General features: G+C 35.0%; 14 protein-coding genes. 3 read left to right on the top strand and 11 right to left on the bottom strand.

Features of this window, described 5'->3' with window-relative positions:
• The first annotated feature begins 48 nt into the window (after window positions 1–48).
• Window positions 49–1,287 (top strand): DUF445 domain-containing protein, encoded by a 1,239-nt coding sequence (locus tag CGC58_RS12355; protein ID WP_095896993.1) that lies wholly within the window; start codon window positions 49–51, stop codon window positions 1,285–1,287.
• Window positions 1,288–1,365: 78 nt separating this feature from the next.
• The gene (locus tag CGC58_RS12350) at window positions 1,366–2,643 is read left to right on the top strand and encodes an NAD(P)/FAD-dependent oxidoreductase (RefSeq protein WP_095896992.1); all 1,278 of its coding nucleotides are present in this window, start codon (window positions 1,366–1,368) and stop codon (window positions 2,641–2,643) included.
• A gap of 55 nt (window positions 2,644–2,698) precedes the next feature.
• On the opposite strand, the gene CGC58_RS12345 is transcribed toward CGC58_RS12350, so the two are convergent.
• Window positions 2,699–3,109 carry a helix-turn-helix transcriptional regulator gene (locus CGC58_RS12345; RefSeq protein ID WP_095896991.1) on the bottom strand — a complete coding sequence of 137 codons (411 nt, stop codon included), beginning with the start codon at window positions 3,107–3,109 and terminating at the stop codon, window positions 2,699–2,701.
• A 147-nt stretch (window positions 3,110–3,256) separates the two neighbouring features.
• On the opposite strand from CGC58_RS12345, the gene CGC58_RS12340 reads away from it, so the two are divergent.
• Window positions 3,257–4,294 (top strand): hypothetical protein, encoded by a 1,038-nt coding sequence (locus CGC58_RS12340; RefSeq protein WP_095896990.1) that lies wholly within the window; start codon window positions 3,257–3,259, stop codon window positions 4,292–4,294.
• 59 nt (window positions 4,295–4,353) lie between these two features.
• Here the strand turns inward: CGC58_RS12340 and ribB are convergent, their stop codons facing one another.
• The 10 genes from ribB to CGC58_RS12290 all read right to left on the bottom strand — a co-directional run bounded on the left by ribB (window position 4,354) and on the right by CGC58_RS12290 (window position 14,258).
• A complete protein-coding gene (ribB, locus tag CGC58_RS12335; protein ID WP_095896989.1) occupies window positions 4,354–5,475 on the bottom strand; it encodes a 3,4-dihydroxy-2-butanone-4-phosphate synthase in 1,122 nt (373 codons plus the stop codon).
• Between the two features lie 77 nt (window positions 5,476–5,552).
• The gene (locus CGC58_RS12330) at window positions 5,553–6,764 is read right to left on the bottom strand and encodes a Gfo/Idh/MocA family protein (RefSeq protein WP_095896988.1); all 1,212 of its coding nucleotides are present in this window, start codon (window positions 6,762–6,764) and stop codon (window positions 5,553–5,555) included.
• Window positions 6,765–6,777: 13 nt separating this feature from the next.
• Window positions 6,778–8,055: an adenosylmethionine--8-amino-7-oxononanoate transaminase gene (gene bioA, locus CGC58_RS12325; protein WP_095896987.1), complete on the bottom strand. Its 1,278-nt coding sequence runs from the start codon at window positions 8,053–8,055 to the stop codon at window positions 6,778–6,780.
• Between the two features lie 490 nt (window positions 8,056–8,545).
• Window positions 8,546–9,187 (bottom strand): endonuclease III domain-containing protein, encoded by a 642-nt coding sequence (locus CGC58_RS12320; RefSeq protein ID WP_095896986.1) that lies wholly within the window; start codon window positions 9,185–9,187, stop codon window positions 8,546–8,548.
• Between the two features lie 125 nt (window positions 9,188–9,312).
• A complete protein-coding gene (locus tag CGC58_RS12315) occupies window positions 9,313–10,116 on the bottom strand; it encodes a M48 family metallopeptidase (RefSeq protein WP_095896985.1) in 804 nt (267 codons plus the stop codon).
• Between the two features lie 287 nt (window positions 10,117–10,403).
• Complete coding sequence (locus CGC58_RS12310; protein WP_232748843.1) at window positions 10,404–11,072, bottom strand: hypothetical protein; 669 nt, start codon at window positions 11,070–11,072, stop codon at window positions 10,404–10,406.
• 46 nt (window positions 11,073–11,118) lie between these two features.
• Entirely contained in the window at window positions 11,119–11,811 is a 693-nt protein-coding gene (locus tag CGC58_RS12305) for a hypothetical protein (RefSeq protein WP_198540733.1), read from the bottom strand.
• A gap of 135 nt (window positions 11,812–11,946) precedes the next feature.
• Entirely contained in the window at window positions 11,947–13,059 is a 1,113-nt protein-coding gene (dnaJ, locus tag CGC58_RS12300; protein WP_095896984.1) for a molecular chaperone DnaJ, read from the bottom strand.
• A gap of 13 nt (window positions 13,060–13,072) precedes the next feature.
• Complete coding sequence (locus tag CGC58_RS12295; protein ID WP_095896983.1) at window positions 13,073–13,621, bottom strand: nucleotide exchange factor GrpE; 549 nt, start codon at window positions 13,619–13,621, stop codon at window positions 13,073–13,075.
• A 145-nt stretch (window positions 13,622–13,766) separates the two neighbouring features.
• The gene (locus CGC58_RS12290) at window positions 13,767–14,258 is read right to left on the bottom strand and encodes a phosphoribosyltransferase family protein (RefSeq protein ID WP_095896982.1); all 492 of its coding nucleotides are present in this window, start codon (window positions 14,256–14,258) and stop codon (window positions 13,767–13,769) included.
• Window positions 14,259–14,281 lie beyond the last annotated feature (23 nt).

The raw sequence follows: 14,281 nt of genomic DNA, 5'->3' as shown, positions 1-14,281 counted from the left end.
TTGGATATTTTTCGGTTGTTGATTCTTTTCTTTTTATAAATACTGCTTATGAAAGAAAAAAAATTACGCTTCCATAAACGAATTGCCACGGCATTATTCCTTTTTATGACCTTACTGTACATCGCAATGGTAATTCTTCAAAAAAAAGCTCCTGAGTGGTCTTTTGTGGGATATATCAAAGCCTTTTCCGAAGCTGCTATGGTGGGTGCTTTGGCGGATTGGTTTGCTGTTACCGCTCTATTTCATAAGCCTTTGGGACTTCCGATTCCACATACAAATTTGATTGAAAATCGGAAGAAAGACATTGGAGATAATCTGGGTAATTTTGTAGTAGAAAACTTTTTAAAAGCAGAAAATATTCGCCCGTATGTGGAAAATATCAACGTTTCTCCTTTTATTGTAAAACATTTAAATAAAGAAAAGAATATCAATATATTAATAGACGAAGTTAAAGTAAACCTTGAAGAAATAATACAAAATACAAACGATGAAAAAATTACAAATTTTATCACAGAAAAATCTAAACTATTACTTCAAGAAATAGAATTAAATAAATTAACAAGCAATGTATTAGAATATTTACTGAAAGAAAAAGAACATCAAAAAATACTTGATTTTATCTTCTTAAAAATTGAATACTACATTTTGGAAAATAAGGATTTAATTCATCAAAAAATTTCCCAAGAAAGTGCGTTTTTTATTCCTAATTTCGTTGATAAAATTTTAGCTGATAAAATTACAGCAGGGCTGGCAAACTATATGGCTGAAGCAGCTCAAAATGAAGAACATTCCGTTCGCAAAGAAATAGAAAAACAATTATTTCAATTCAGTGAAGATTTAAAAAACGAACCTCATTGGAAAGAAAAATTGGAAAATTTGAAAGGTAATTTATTGCAATCGGAAAATATTGAAAAATATGCCAAAAATATTTGGATATACATCAAAAACTTTCTTACAGAAGATTTATCAAAACCTTTAAATGATTCTGTTTTAAAAAGTTATTTAAAAAAATCAATTCTGAATTTCACTCAACAATTGCAAACCGACAAACAGCTTCAAAATCGATTGGACGGATGGAGCCAGAAAACAATCTATCAATTCGTTTTGAAAAACAAAAATGAAGTTGGTCAGCTTATAAGCGAGACTGTTGGAAACTGGAAAGGACGTGAATTAAGCGAAAAATTGGAACTCGAAGTGGGCAAAGATTTGCAATTTATTCGCATTAACGGAACATTAGTTGGCGGATTGGTAGGGCTTTTAATCTATGTTATAACTCAATTTTTCTGATTTTAGCATCAAAATTCTCCTGTTTATTTCAAAAAATCGTTTTACTTTTGCACCGATTTTTAAAATTTTGAAAATTCAATGAAACATAAAAAACATATCGTTATTGTTGGAGGTGGTTTTGCTGGTTTACAACTTGTTAAAGAACTAAATCGTTCTGATAAGTTCCGTGTTACTTTGGTGGATATGAATAATTACAACTTCTTTCCGCCTTTGCTTTATCAAGTTGCAGCGGGTTTTATGGAGCCTTCCGCCATTTCGTACCCTTTTCGGAAAATCTTGCGTTCGTATAAAAACACAAATTTCAGAATGGGAGAACTCAAAGAAGTAATTCCTTCCGAAAACAAACTGATACTCAGCAATGGAGAAATGTTTTACGATGTTTTGATAATGGCAACAGGAGCCGAAACGAATTTCTTTGGCAATCAAAATGTAGCAGAAAAAGCAATGCCAATGAAGACAATCAGTGATGCTTTAATGTTGCGAAATTTGGTATATACACGGCTCGAAAGAGCCACCCGCACTGAAGACAAGGAACAGCGAAAAAAACTACTTTCCTTTGCCATTGCGGGAGCGGGACCAACAGGTGTTGAGCTTTCGGGAATTTTTGCAGAAATGAAGCATTACATTCTGGAAAAGGACTATCCCGAACTTGCTCAAGAGGATTTGGGAGATATTTTCCTGATTGACGGACAAAAAACAGTACTTGCACCAATGTCCGAAAAATCTCAAAAATACACCGAAAAATCTTTGCTAAAAATGGGAGTAAAACTCAAACTTAACGTTTCTGTAAAAGATTTTGTGAACGATGAAGTGTATCTTTCTGACGGAACAATTTTGGATGCGAGAAACCTTATTTGGGCAGCCGGAGTTTCTGCTAAATCATTCAAAGGCATTGATAATGAATCGCTTTTAGGAAGAGGAAAGAGAATAAAAACAGACACTTTCAATAAAGTGGAAGGTTTTGATAATATTTATGCCGTTGGAGATTCTTGCATTATGACTACCGATTCAAACTTTCCGCAAGGTCACCCTCAACTGGCTCAAGTTGCCATACAACAGGCACAAAATTTAGGTAAAAACCTAAGTAACGATTTCATAAACGCTAAGCCTTTTTCATATACTGACAAAGGTTCTATGGCGATTATCGGGCGTAATAAGGCTGTTGCTGATATCCCCAAAAAAATATTTCTGAAAGGATTTTTCGCTTGGTTTATCTGGGTTTTTGTACATATTATGTCGCTTGTAACATTCCGAAACCGCCTCAAGGCTTTCTATAATTGGTTAGGGTATTACATCAGTAAAGACCAATCCTACCGAATGATTCTAAAACCGAGTAATAAAAGAGCACAAGGGTAAAAATGAACAAATTCACATAAAACTAAAAATATCAAATAAAATGTTAATTTAATATTCACAAATCATTTACATTAACATTTATTTTACATTCACCACCGACAATTCGTCTTAACATTTCAACTTCTGCTTTTAACTCAGTAATATACATATCTTTTTCAAAGATACGCTTCTCATACTGCTCTATAAGCCTACCTGACAGTTCGTTAATGATATTCAATTCATCAAACCGCCTAGAACCTTTTTTAGCACCACCTATATTTTCGGACTCAGATCTAAAAAATTCCTCAAGTTCTACTCCAAACAACTCACACAAAGGCAATATATAGTTAACCCAAGAATTACCAATACCATTCTCAATACGAGCGTATGTAGACTGTGTCGTATGTATATAATCAGCTATCTGCTCTTGTGAAAACCCCTTTTGCTTACGTAACACCCTCATCTTCTGCCCTATTCGTATATTCATAACCTACAATATTTTTTATGCAAAAATAAAATAAAAATATTTACTTTTTAAGTAATCACTCAAATTAATTTAGCATACATTTGCCGCAACTAATTTTAGTTAAAAAAAAATAAAAATAATAATAACAATTTAACACTTTTATTTATCATGAATTTAAAAACAAAAATCGCAATCCTTGCTTTAGGAACTAGTTTTATTTCCTACGCACAAAATGCTGATTTAGATAGATTTAATGTATCTTATGAGTACGTTAACCTACCAACTCATCCTATCAATGACCCTGCATTAAGACATTTCTCAATTACAACAAATGCTGATGTATATGACAAATCTAAGATTTTGGACAACATCAATTTAGTTGGATTCAAAAAAAGAGAAGAAGGTCAAGATGCAACTATAAAAATTGACGTAAGAATTGAACGTCTCAAAGTAGAACAGATGGATATCCGAACTGAAAAAAGTGAGAAAAAAGATGACAAAGGTAATGTAATTGAAACCACATACACCTACTATCCTTATATGGATTATGTTACTAATGGCTCGGCAGCATTTACCAACAATAGTGGCGACTCTTTTAATCAACGATTGGGAGGCTCGCAAAGACATACAGGAGAATCTCATAGAAGTTACGGTGCAGCACAAAATTACTTGAAAAACAATTACGAAATATTGACTCAAAATTTTCAAAATAAATTTGTTGCCTCAATACCAAGAGAGGTTCAATACTATGGAAATAGGCTATATGGTTATCCTACTTATAATGATAACATTCTCTTTTGGATACTTGGCTCAAAGAAAAACCCAGAGTACCAGAACTGCCAAAAAATAATGACCAAAATCAGGAGTATGGTAGGAGGTCTGAAAGCAAATGAACCAATCAGTGAGGAATTAAAAAATGAATTTAATGAGATAGAAAAACACTTTTTGGATATTCTTCCAAAATATACTGATTCTAAAAAAGCACACCGAAAGATGCGTTACTATTCTTACTACAACTTAGGAAGATTGTATCTAATCTTTGATATGCCTCAAAAAGCTATTGAAATGGCTGAGAAATTGGTACAAAATGACTACGATAAGTCAGATGGCACGAGAATTAAAGAGGAAGCTGAATACCTAATAAAAAGAATGGAAATAAATAAAATATTCACAAAACACTTCCCCATTGAAGTAGTAGCAGAATAAAGAATTAAAGAAATAATCAAAAAAGCTCAAAGAATTTTAATTTTCTTTGAGCTTTTTCTTTAATATTCAATTTCCTCTACAATTTCAAGTCCGTAACCCGACATACCTACGTAATGTGATTGTTTTGAATTAGTTAGCAATCTAATTTTACGTATATTCAAGTCGTGAAGAATTTGCGACCCCATTCCAATATCTTTTGTATCGGTTGAAGTTTGCGGAATATAATTTCCGTTCTGTTTTTCTTTGATTTCTGTGATGCGTTTGAGTAAATCTTGCGAATATCCTTCTTTATTGATAACCACCACAGCTCCTTTGCCTGCTTCATTGATTTTTTTGAATATTCTCTCAAGCGGATTATCCTTATCATTTGCCAAAATCTCCAATATATCATTACTGATAAATGACGCGTGAACTCTGGTAAGCACAGCCTCATCAGGTTCCCAAGTTCCTTTGGTAAATGCTAAATGTATCTGTTTATTAGTGGTTTGCTCATAAGCACGCAAGCGAAATTCTCCGTAAGGCGTTTGCAAATAGAAATCTTCTTTTTTTACGATTAAAGTATCTTTTCGCATTCGGTAAGCTACCAAATCTTCTATTGAAACAAGTTTTAAGTCAAAACGTTTTGCCACTTCTACCAGCTGTGGAAGCCGAGCCATTGTCCCATCTTCATTCAATATTTCCACCAAAATTCCTGCTGGTTGAAAGCCCGCAAGCCGAGCCAAATCAATTGCAGCCTCAGTGTGTCCTGTCCTGCGGAGTACGCCTCCTTCTTTCGCCCGAAGTGGAAAAATATGTCCGGGACGTCCTAAATCCGATGGTTTTGTTTCGGGATTAATCAACGATAAAATTGTTTTTGCTCTGTCGTGAGTCGAAATTCCGGTAGTGCACCCCTGCCCTATCAAATCCACAGAAACCGTAAATTGAGTTTGATGCAACACTGTGTTATTCTGTACCATCATTGGCAAATCCAACTCAGCACAGCGTTTTTCAGTAAGTGGCGCACAAACCAATCCGCGACCGTGTGTAATCATAAAATTTATCATCTCAGGAGTGGCTTTTTCTGCAGCAGCAATGAAATCTCCTTCGTTTTCACGATTTTCATCATCAACCACAACAACAACTTTTCCTTTTTTTATATCTTCAATAGCTTCTTCAATAGTGTTTAGCTCTATTTTTTTCATCTTAACTCAAATTTGTGGCAAATATAATTATTTAAAGTAATAATTGATAAAAGAATTTCAATTTTGTTTTTCAAGTGTTATCCGTTCAAAAAATCAGGAATATCAACAGGAATGCTTCCTTTTTCTACGGAAATTTGTGATAATTCTGTAATGCACGACCACAATGCACCATCATATACGTTTTGGTCTAACGGAAGTCCATTTTTGAGACAGTACACCAATCTGTAATCCATAATGATATCCATAGGCTTTTGTTCCGGAAGTTTTTCTCTCAAATGAGCGGTTTCCAACACATAATGATGCTGATTTTGTTCCAAATACGATGCTACTTCCTCCTGAATTAATTGTGGAATTTCCCTTTTGTCGAAATAAATTTGAGGAGTGGGATATTTTTGAATAAATCCGTCTGTTCCACTCACTAAAAATATTCGTGAATATGGTCGTGGGCTGGTATCATCGTGTTGTAATAAGATGGTCTTTCCTTTTTCTGTCTGAATCAGCGTCAAATTAATATCGCCTGTGTACTGTGCTTTTGCCTGTGGAGATTCGCTCCCGAAAGTAGCTTCGGCATAACGTTTCATCCCGATTGAGAGAGACGACATCGACACTAATTTAACTAAATTATCTCCTCTTAAGATATTCATTGCCTGACAAATAGGAGCTATTCCGTGTGTTGGGTACGGATTTCCATTGTGCGTTTGGCTGTATTTCATTCGCCATTCGCCTCGCAGTGTATCTCTATCATTCTGCTGAAAATTCAAACGCCTCAAATCGTGAATATAAGCGCCTTCTCCGTGGACTATCTCTCCGAAATCTCCTCTTTTTGCCATTTCAATAGTCATCAGTTCAAAGCTATCGTAACACGCATTTTCCAACATCATACAGTGTCGCTGAGTTTCTTCCGCAGTTCTGACTATTTTCCAGCAATCGGCAACGGTCATAGCCAGCGGAACTTCCACCGCAACGTGCTTACCACAACGCATTGCGTACGTTACCATTTCAGTGTGTAATTCCCAAGGTGTGGATATATAAACCAAGTCAATTTCTTCCATTTCGCAAAGCTTCTTCCAATCTTCTTTTCCTGTAAAGAAAACTGGTGAAACAGACTGATTTTCTGTGATTTTCTTAGCTTTTTCTATATATTCCTCATACACATCACTCACTGCCGAGATACGCACATCCAAATACATATATCGCTTTAGGGCTTCAATACCTCGAATGCCGACGCCGATAAATCCCACACAAAGATTTTCTATGGGAGCGACCCTCAAATCGAATACTTTTTTCATTTTTAAATCAGTTTTATGACGAAAATTCCTTGATTGCTTCTTCAATTACACTATAAATACGCTGTAATTGTGCATTTGTGACAATATACGGAGGAAGTATATAGACTGTATTGCCCACGGGACGCAGAATTACGCCTTTTTCAATAAAAAATTCATACAATCGATTGCGAATACTTCCATAATACGATGTATTTCCTGATGTTTTCACTTCAAAAGCTAAAATAACCCCCAGCGTTCGTGCGTTTTCAACATTCGGGTTGCTATTTAATTTTTGCACAAATTCCTTATGATACTGCTCAATGCGTTTTATTTTCTGCTGAGTTTCATCTGTTTGCAGAATTCGGATTGCCTCCAAAGCAATGGCACATCCTGTGGGATTTGCCATATAAGTATGCCCGTGAAACAGAGCTTTATTTACATCTTCATCGCAAAAAGCATCAAAAATCTCCTGCGTTGCCGAGGTTACCGCCAGCGGAATTGTGCCCCCCGTCAATGCTTTTGAAAGGCAAACAATATCCGGTTGCTCGCTTAAATAATCACAAGCGAATGTTTTCCCTGTTCTGCCAAATCCGGTCATTACCTCATCGGCGATTGTGATAACATTTTGGCTTTTAGCTATTTTTATCAAATTGTCTAAAGCCTTTTCGGAGTAGATTTTCATTCCTGCTGCACCCTGAACCAACGGCTCAAAGATGAAAGCCGCCACTTTGTGCTTTGCGATGGCTTCTTTTAGCTTTTCTTCCGATAATTGCTCCTTTCCTTTCTCCGGAATGGGAATCCGCACCACTTCCAACAGCTGCCCCCTAAACGATTCCGTGAAGAATGATATTCCTGAAGCTGCCATCGCCCCAAAAGTATCACCGTGGAAAGCATTTTCGAACGCCACTATTACGTGCCTTTTCTCTCCCTTGTTGAAAAAATACTGTATCGCCATCTTTATTGCGACTTCCACAGCGGTAGAACCATTGTCCGAAAAGAATATTTTCTGTTGATTGGAAGGCAAAATGGAGATTAGTTTCTCTGCCAAAAGCACCGCAGGTTCGTGAGTGAATCCCCCGAAGAGTACGTGCTCCAGTTGTGTTAATTGTTTGTAAGCCGCTTGGGCTAAAAGCTCATTACTATGCCCGAAAGGATTTACCCACCAGCTCGAAATGGCGTCAATATATTCATTTCCGTCTTCATCCCAAAGTAAAGCATCTTTCCCTTTAACAATTCCTAAAGGTTTGGAAGCTGTTTGATGTTGCGTATAAGGATGCCACAGATGTTTTTCATCTCTTTGTTGTAACTTCATAGTCTTTATTGTTAGTTACTTCTGTTTATTAGAATATCTTTTGTGTTTATTACACGATTTTACTTCTTATTTAATTTGTACTGTATTTTTATTTCATTAAATCAATATTTTTTATTTATCATCTTTATTTATGATTATTGATTTAATATTGCACATTTTTACTTTTGTATTTTATTATATTGAATTTTCATTTTTGATTATTACATCTTTATAAATGAAACTCGTTTATTGAATTTTTATCACTTACTTTGTATTGCCCTGACCTGTTTTTAAATACCCCATACTTGTTCTTACATTTTTTACAGTTCCTTTTGGATTGCCCATAATTACATTCCAATAAAAAACACTTACTTTTTGATGTTTTATCAATAATTTGAACAGCCCCTTATTTCTCTTCTAAAGCCCCTACCCTTTCTTTGATTTTTTTATATTGATATTTGATATTTACTGTTTGTTTTGCATTGTTTTGCTTCTTCATTAAATAATTTTCTTAAATGGAATTAATAACTGACTTCCGTCCGATGGTTTTTGTGATAATATCTTTCTCGATATTCCACCCACGGGCAGGACTATATTCCCTCCCATATAAAATAATCTGGATATGGAGCTTGTTCCACTTCTCCTCTGGAAATAAACGCTTCGCATCTTTCTCCGTTTGCGTCACATTCTTTCCGTTTGATAGCCCCCATCGGTACATTAAGCGATGAATATGCGTATCCACAGGAAACGCAGGGACGCCGAAGGCTTGCGACATCACCACGCTGGCCGTTTTATGCCCAACGGCAGGCAACGCTTCCAAATCCTCGAAGCTCTGCGGCACTTCCCCGCCGTGTTTGTCAATCAAAATGTGTGACAGTTCGTAAATTCCTTTCGACTTGGCAGGAGAAAGCCCCACCGGTTTGATGATTTCACGAATCTCATCAACGGATAGCTTTATCATATCGTACGGATTGTCCGCTTTTGCAAAAAGTAAGGGCGTTATTTGATTTACACGAGCATCGGTGCTTTGTGCGGAGAGTAGCACGGCTATTAATAGGGTGTACGGGTCTTTATGGTCAAGGGGGACATCTACTTTTGGGTATATTTCCTCCAATGTATTGATTACAAAGCTTACTTTTTCGGATTTCTTCATATTTATATGCTTCCTCTTTAACGTTCATCTGCATTCTTCAAAAAAGAATTGCTTGTACTCACTGTTTTGTTTCGTACTTCTTTTTCAAAGAATGCAGAAAATATATTTTTTTGATAAAATGTTCCTTATTTGAAGGTTGTAATTCCGTATTTTGCTGCTTCGGCTTTTGCTTTAGGAACCCAATTTTTCAGATTTGCTATTCGCGAAGCGTTGGACGGGTGTGTACTTAGTATTTCAAGCGACTGTCCTGAACTGTTTGCTTGCATTCGTTCCCATAATTTAGGTGCTTCTTCAGGATTGTATCCTGCAATTGCCATAAGTTGAATTCCTATTTCATCGGCTTCGGTTTCGTGCGAACGGCTGTAAGGCAACATTCCTAATATTTGCGTTGCAGGTGCGTACGCAGCGTTGAATGTGTCTTTATACTTGCTGTTGTGAAGAGCCACATTGCCGACAATCGCTCCGAGTACCTGTATGTCACTTGCACTCATACGTTGGGCTCCGTGGTCAAGCAGTGCGTGAGCAACTTCGTGCCCCATAACAACTGCCAGCCCTTCCTCGCTTTTGGTAATGGGAAGAATTCCCGTATAAACCACGATTTTCCCCCCTGGCATACACCACGCATTGGCTTGCTTGTCGTGAACCAAATTGTATTCCCACTTATAATCTTTCAAATAGTCCTTATGACCGATTGCCTCTGCCCACATTTGAGCTGCCTTGGCAATTCGTTGCCCTACCCGCTTAACCATTTCAGCTTCGGCAGTTCCCATAACAACTTCATTTTCTTTCAGAAAAGTAGAATATTGAGTAAAAGCCATCGGGAACAAAGTACTGTTCGATTTAAAGTTCAAAGTATTTTTTCCCGTAAACGGATTTGTTTTACAAGAAAAAATCACTAAAAAAATGATAACCAGACTAATTCTTCTCATAACTTTCTTTTTTTGTAACAAATAAAAATCTTTTTTATAACCTCATCACCGAAGAGCAGAAGGTAATGATTTAGTGACAAAACAACCCTTGTTGATTTTACCCATTTTAGGTTGTAACTCAGTGAGGCAAAGATACGAACTATTTACAAATCAGCAAAAAAATCTTGCTTTCTGCAACTGCTTTGAAAAAGTCAATCGCAAGATGTTTTATTACCAATATTTTCCATTTTCTATTCGTTTTTTTATGCATCGTTTTTTGGTTAGCTGTCGAAGGGATTTGCTGTCAATTACAAATTGTAAATAGGCTTTGTTTTGTCCAAAATTTCTTTCAATTCTTTGGAGGCGTTGTAATAACGAATATTATCAATATCTTCGGGGTCTTCTTCAAAATATTCTTTTTGTTTTTGAAAATAGTTATCCATAAACGATTGATAATTAGAATCGTTGCAAAGTTTTAAAATAACAGCTTTTTTCATTGGTGCAAATTGCCCTAAAATATCCCAAAGTTCGTCTTCTGTTTTATCTTTTATGTATTCGTACAAAACATTTAGGTTGTGCCATTTTTTGAAAAATGGGAGAATTTCATTATTATATTGATTTTCAAATATTTTTGTTATACTATCATCTGCTACAAGTGAGTTATATTTTTGTTTTTCAATGAAAAAAGACCCCCATCTATTACTTTTGCTATCTTTAAAACTCAAACCATTTTTGATTAGAATTTTATTCACAACATCATCTAATTGATTATAATTTATTTGATATTGGATAGGACAAAATAAAAATTTTGAATCATCTTTTTCAAATAATAATGTTACAGTAAAATCTGTTTCAGAAATAGAGTGCATAAAATGAATAATAGTATAATTACTTTCTCTTATTACGATTTCTTCTATATCTTTTCCTTCAGAAATCATACTCTTTATTTCTCTTACTACTTTATTTATTTCTACCATAGTTAAAACATTTTAATAGGCGGAATTTTTATATTATTTCTTTCGCTTACAAATTGTAAATAGGTTTTGTTTTATCCAAAATTTCGTTTAGTTCTCTGGAGGCGTTGTAATAACGAATATTATCAATATCTTCGGGGTCTTCTTCAAAATATTCTTTTTGTTTTTGAAAATAGTTATCCATAAACGATTGATAATTAGAGTCGTTACAAAGTCTTAAAATAACAGCTTTTTTCATTGGTGCAAATTGCCCTAAAATATCCCAAAGTTCGTCATCTGTTTTATCTTTTATGTATTCGTATAAAACATTTAGGTTTTGCCATTTTTCAAAGAATGGAAGGGCTTCTTGGGTATAAAAAGTAATAAACTCATTGGCTATTTTATCAATATTTTCTTCTTTAATTTTTTCTAAGTTATATTTTAAAGTTTTTTCATTTAAATTAAAAGAAGGACGGTCAATAATATTGTAATCTTTTCCTATTAAATCATATTTTGATAGAATATTCATTACAATACTCTCTAATTCAATATACACTATATAAATATCAAATCCTTGGAAATATATAGTGCTAATATCATTTTCCATATAATAATATATAACATATAAATTTTCCTTGCTTTTGTAAACTAAATGAGTACCCAACCTAAAATCATCACTTGATGTTTCTATAAGAATACTATTTTGTTCATTAAATTTTCTATTTTTATCTAAAATAAAATTATTATAATCAATGTGGTTCATATTCAAAACATTTATTATTTTCAGGAATTTCCAAAATCATCAAAAAGAAAAACAAATATAAAAAAATAAAGCTGAAAGCCCAGCGATTACACTGCTCTTTCAACTTTATCGTAATACAAATTTTAAACTAATTAATTATGAAAACATTTCCCTTACTTTCTCAAAAAAGGATTTATCCGTTTTTTCAGGTTTTGGCTCAAACTTGGCATCGTTGAGCATTTCTCTAAAAAATTCTTTCTGTTTTTCCGTAAGATTTTTAGGAGTCCAAACATTCACGTGAATGATTAAATCGCCTGTTCCATAGCCATTTAAGCTGGGAACTCCTTTCCCTTTTAACCGAAGAATTTTTCCGGATTGTATTCCTTCTTCTAATTTAATTCGTACTTTTCCCGTAACGGTTTCAATCTCTTTGGAAGCCCCCAAAGCTGCTTCCGAAAAACTGACATAAAGGTCATAATGCAAATTTTCGCCTTCTCTTTTGAGCGTTTCGTGTTCTTGCTCTTCTATGACCACCAGCAAATCACCCGCAAGGCTGTCTCTTCCCGGAGCTTCATTACCTTTCCCGCTGACTTTCAGCTGAACGCCCTCCATAACCCCAGCCGGAATTTTCACGGAAATCGTCTCTTCAACAACTTTTAACCCTTGAGAATCAGCCTCTGACGGACGAGAATCAATAACCTGACCACTTCCATAGCAGGAAGAACAAGAACTTGCCGTTTGCATTCTTCCAAGCATTGTGTTCACCTCTCTGACAATTTGCCCAGTTCCGTTACAAGTCGGACACGTTTTATAGGTAACTCCCTCTGCCTGAACCTTTCTTTTAACTTTTATTTTCTTTTCAGCACCTTTTACAACGTCTTCCAGAGAAACTTTTATACGAACTCGAAGATTTTCGCCTCGCATACGAGCCTGCTGTCCTCCTCCGAAGCCTCCAAATCCTGAAAAACCTGAAAATCGCCCGCCAAAAATATCTCCAAAATGGCTGAAAATATCCTCCATCGTCGAGTGATAACCGCCACCGGCATTATCAAAAGCTGCGTGCCCAAAACGGTCATACTGAGCTCTTTTGTTGTCATCACTCAGCACTTCATAGGCTTCAGCGGCTAACTTAAAATTTTCCTCGGCTTGTTTATCCCCCGGATTTTTGTCCGGATGGTATTTTAAAGCTTGTTTGCGATACGCTTTTTTAATTTCAGCAGTGGTTGCCGTTTTTGAAACTTCTAATATTTCGTAGTAATCTTTTTTCATTGATTTTTATAAACTATTGTCCTACAACAACTTTTGGATATCGGATAACTTTATTTCCTAATTTGTATCCTTTTTCGATAATATCTATAATTTTCCCTTTCAAATCTTCTGTTGGTGCAGGAATTTGCGTTATTGCCTCGTGAATTTCACTGTCAAAAACATCACTCGGAGAAACTTCTATCTTCTCCAATCCTTTTGATTTCAGAGTATTAACTAACTTATTGTGTATTAGCTCCACTCCTTTTAACATATTTTCATCACCTGATTTTGAAATTTCTGCCAAAGCTCTGTCAAAATCGTCCATTACAGGCAACATTGCTGACAAAATGTCTTCTCCTGCCGTTTTAAAAAGCTCAATTCGCTCCTTAGTTGTGCGTTTTTTATAATTTTCAAACTCAGCAAACAGACGCAAAAATTTATCCTTTTCCTTCGCCAGCTCTTCTTCTATATTATTTTGAGGAGATTCATTATTTTGTTCAGATTCCGTTTCAGGGGTAATTTCTTCTTTTTGAAGCTCTTCATTTGAAACGAACTCTTCGTGTGTATTCTTTTCCGTACTCATAATCAATTTTTTTACTATAAAACGCTATAATTATATTCAAAAGTGTGCCATTTTTTCTTTTGTGACAATATGGCAGAAAGACATTCCAAACCAAAATCGTGCAGAATGTCTTTTAATCTGAAAAAATAATATTTGTTTGCCTTAATTATTCCAAATATGCAACATAATTTCCTTCGTTAAACTCAACCGAAACGTGTTCTTGCAAGGAAGTAGATAACGAAATCCCCTTAAAATCAGCCTTTATCGGGAAGTTTTTGTGATTTCTGTTCACTAAAACGGCAGTGGTTAATTTCTTTAAAGGAACTTCTAAAAAGTGTTTTACACCATAAATTAGCGTCAGTCCCGAATTTAAAACATCATCAACCAAAACGACTACTTTATTTTTGTATTGTTCTGGTTCTATGGAAGTTGTAATTCCCTCAAGCGGATTTTTCTTATTCATTTTCACTTTGCATAAAATCACTTCAATCGGGCTAATTTCAGAAAGCATTTTTTTTAAGTTTTCTGCAAAAATATACCCATTTCCTTGAATTCCTGCTAAAATAATTTGGCTTTCATTCAAATTTGTTTCATAAATCTGAAAAGCTATACGTCTGATTTTGTGCTGAATATCCTGATGATTTAATATTGGTGTCATAATTCTTTTTATTTCGGCTCAAA

Source organism: Capnocytophaga stomatis, from assembly GCF_002302635.1.
Lineage (GTDB): Bacteria > Bacteroidota > Bacteroidia > Flavobacteriales > Flavobacteriaceae > Capnocytophaga > Capnocytophaga stomatis.
This window is presented reverse-complemented; position numbering and strand designations above follow the sequence as displayed.

Excerpts from the sequence above, each read along its gene's own strand:
- bioA (WP_095896987.1), bottom strand. The coding sequence starts at position 8,055 with ATGAAGTTACAACAAAGAGATGAAAAACATCTGTGGCATCCTTATACG.
- CGC58_RS12310 (WP_232748843.1), bottom strand. The coding sequence starts at position 11,072 with ATGGTAGAAATAAATAAAGTAGTAAGAGAAATAAAGAGTATGATTTCT.
- CGC58_RS12290 (WP_095896982.1), bottom strand. The coding sequence starts at position 14,258 with ATGACACCAATATTAAATCATCAGGATATTCAGCACAAAATCAGACGT.
- CGC58_RS12355 (WP_095896993.1), top strand. The coding sequence starts at position 49 with ATGAAAGAAAAAAAATTACGCTTCCATAAACGAATTGCCACGGCATTA.
- ribB (WP_095896989.1), bottom strand. The coding sequence starts at position 5,475 with ATGAAAAAAATAGAGCTAAACACTATTGAAGAAGCTATTGAAGATATA.
- CGC58_RS12345 (WP_095896991.1), bottom strand. The coding sequence starts at position 3,109 with ATGAATATACGAATAGGGCAGAAGATGAGGGTGTTACGTAAGCAAAAG.
- CGC58_RS12350 (WP_095896992.1), top strand. The coding sequence starts at position 1,366 with ATGAAACATAAAAAACATATCGTTATTGTTGGAGGTGGTTTTGCTGGT.
- CGC58_RS12320 (WP_095896986.1), bottom strand. The coding sequence starts at position 9,187 with ATGAAGAAATCCGAAAAAGTAAGCTTTGTAATCAATACATTGGAGGAA.
- dnaJ (WP_095896984.1), bottom strand. The coding sequence starts at position 13,059 with ATGAAAAAAGATTACTACGAAATATTAGAAGTTTCAAAAACGGCAACC.
- CGC58_RS12305 (WP_198540733.1), bottom strand. The coding sequence starts at position 11,811 with ATGAACCACATTGATTATAATAATTTTATTTTAGATAAAAATAGAAAA.
- CGC58_RS12295 (WP_095896983.1), bottom strand. The coding sequence starts at position 13,621 with ATGAGTACGGAAAAGAATACACACGAAGAGTTCGTTTCAAATGAAGAG.
- CGC58_RS12315 (WP_095896985.1), bottom strand. The coding sequence starts at position 10,116 with ATGAGAAGAATTAGTCTGGTTATCATTTTTTTAGTGATTTTTTCTTGT.
- CGC58_RS12340 (WP_095896990.1), top strand. The coding sequence starts at position 3,257 with ATGAATTTAAAAACAAAAATCGCAATCCTTGCTTTAGGAACTAGTTTT.
- CGC58_RS12330 (WP_095896988.1), bottom strand. The coding sequence starts at position 6,764 with ATGAAAAAAGTATTCGATTTGAGGGTCGCTCCCATAGAAAATCTTTGT.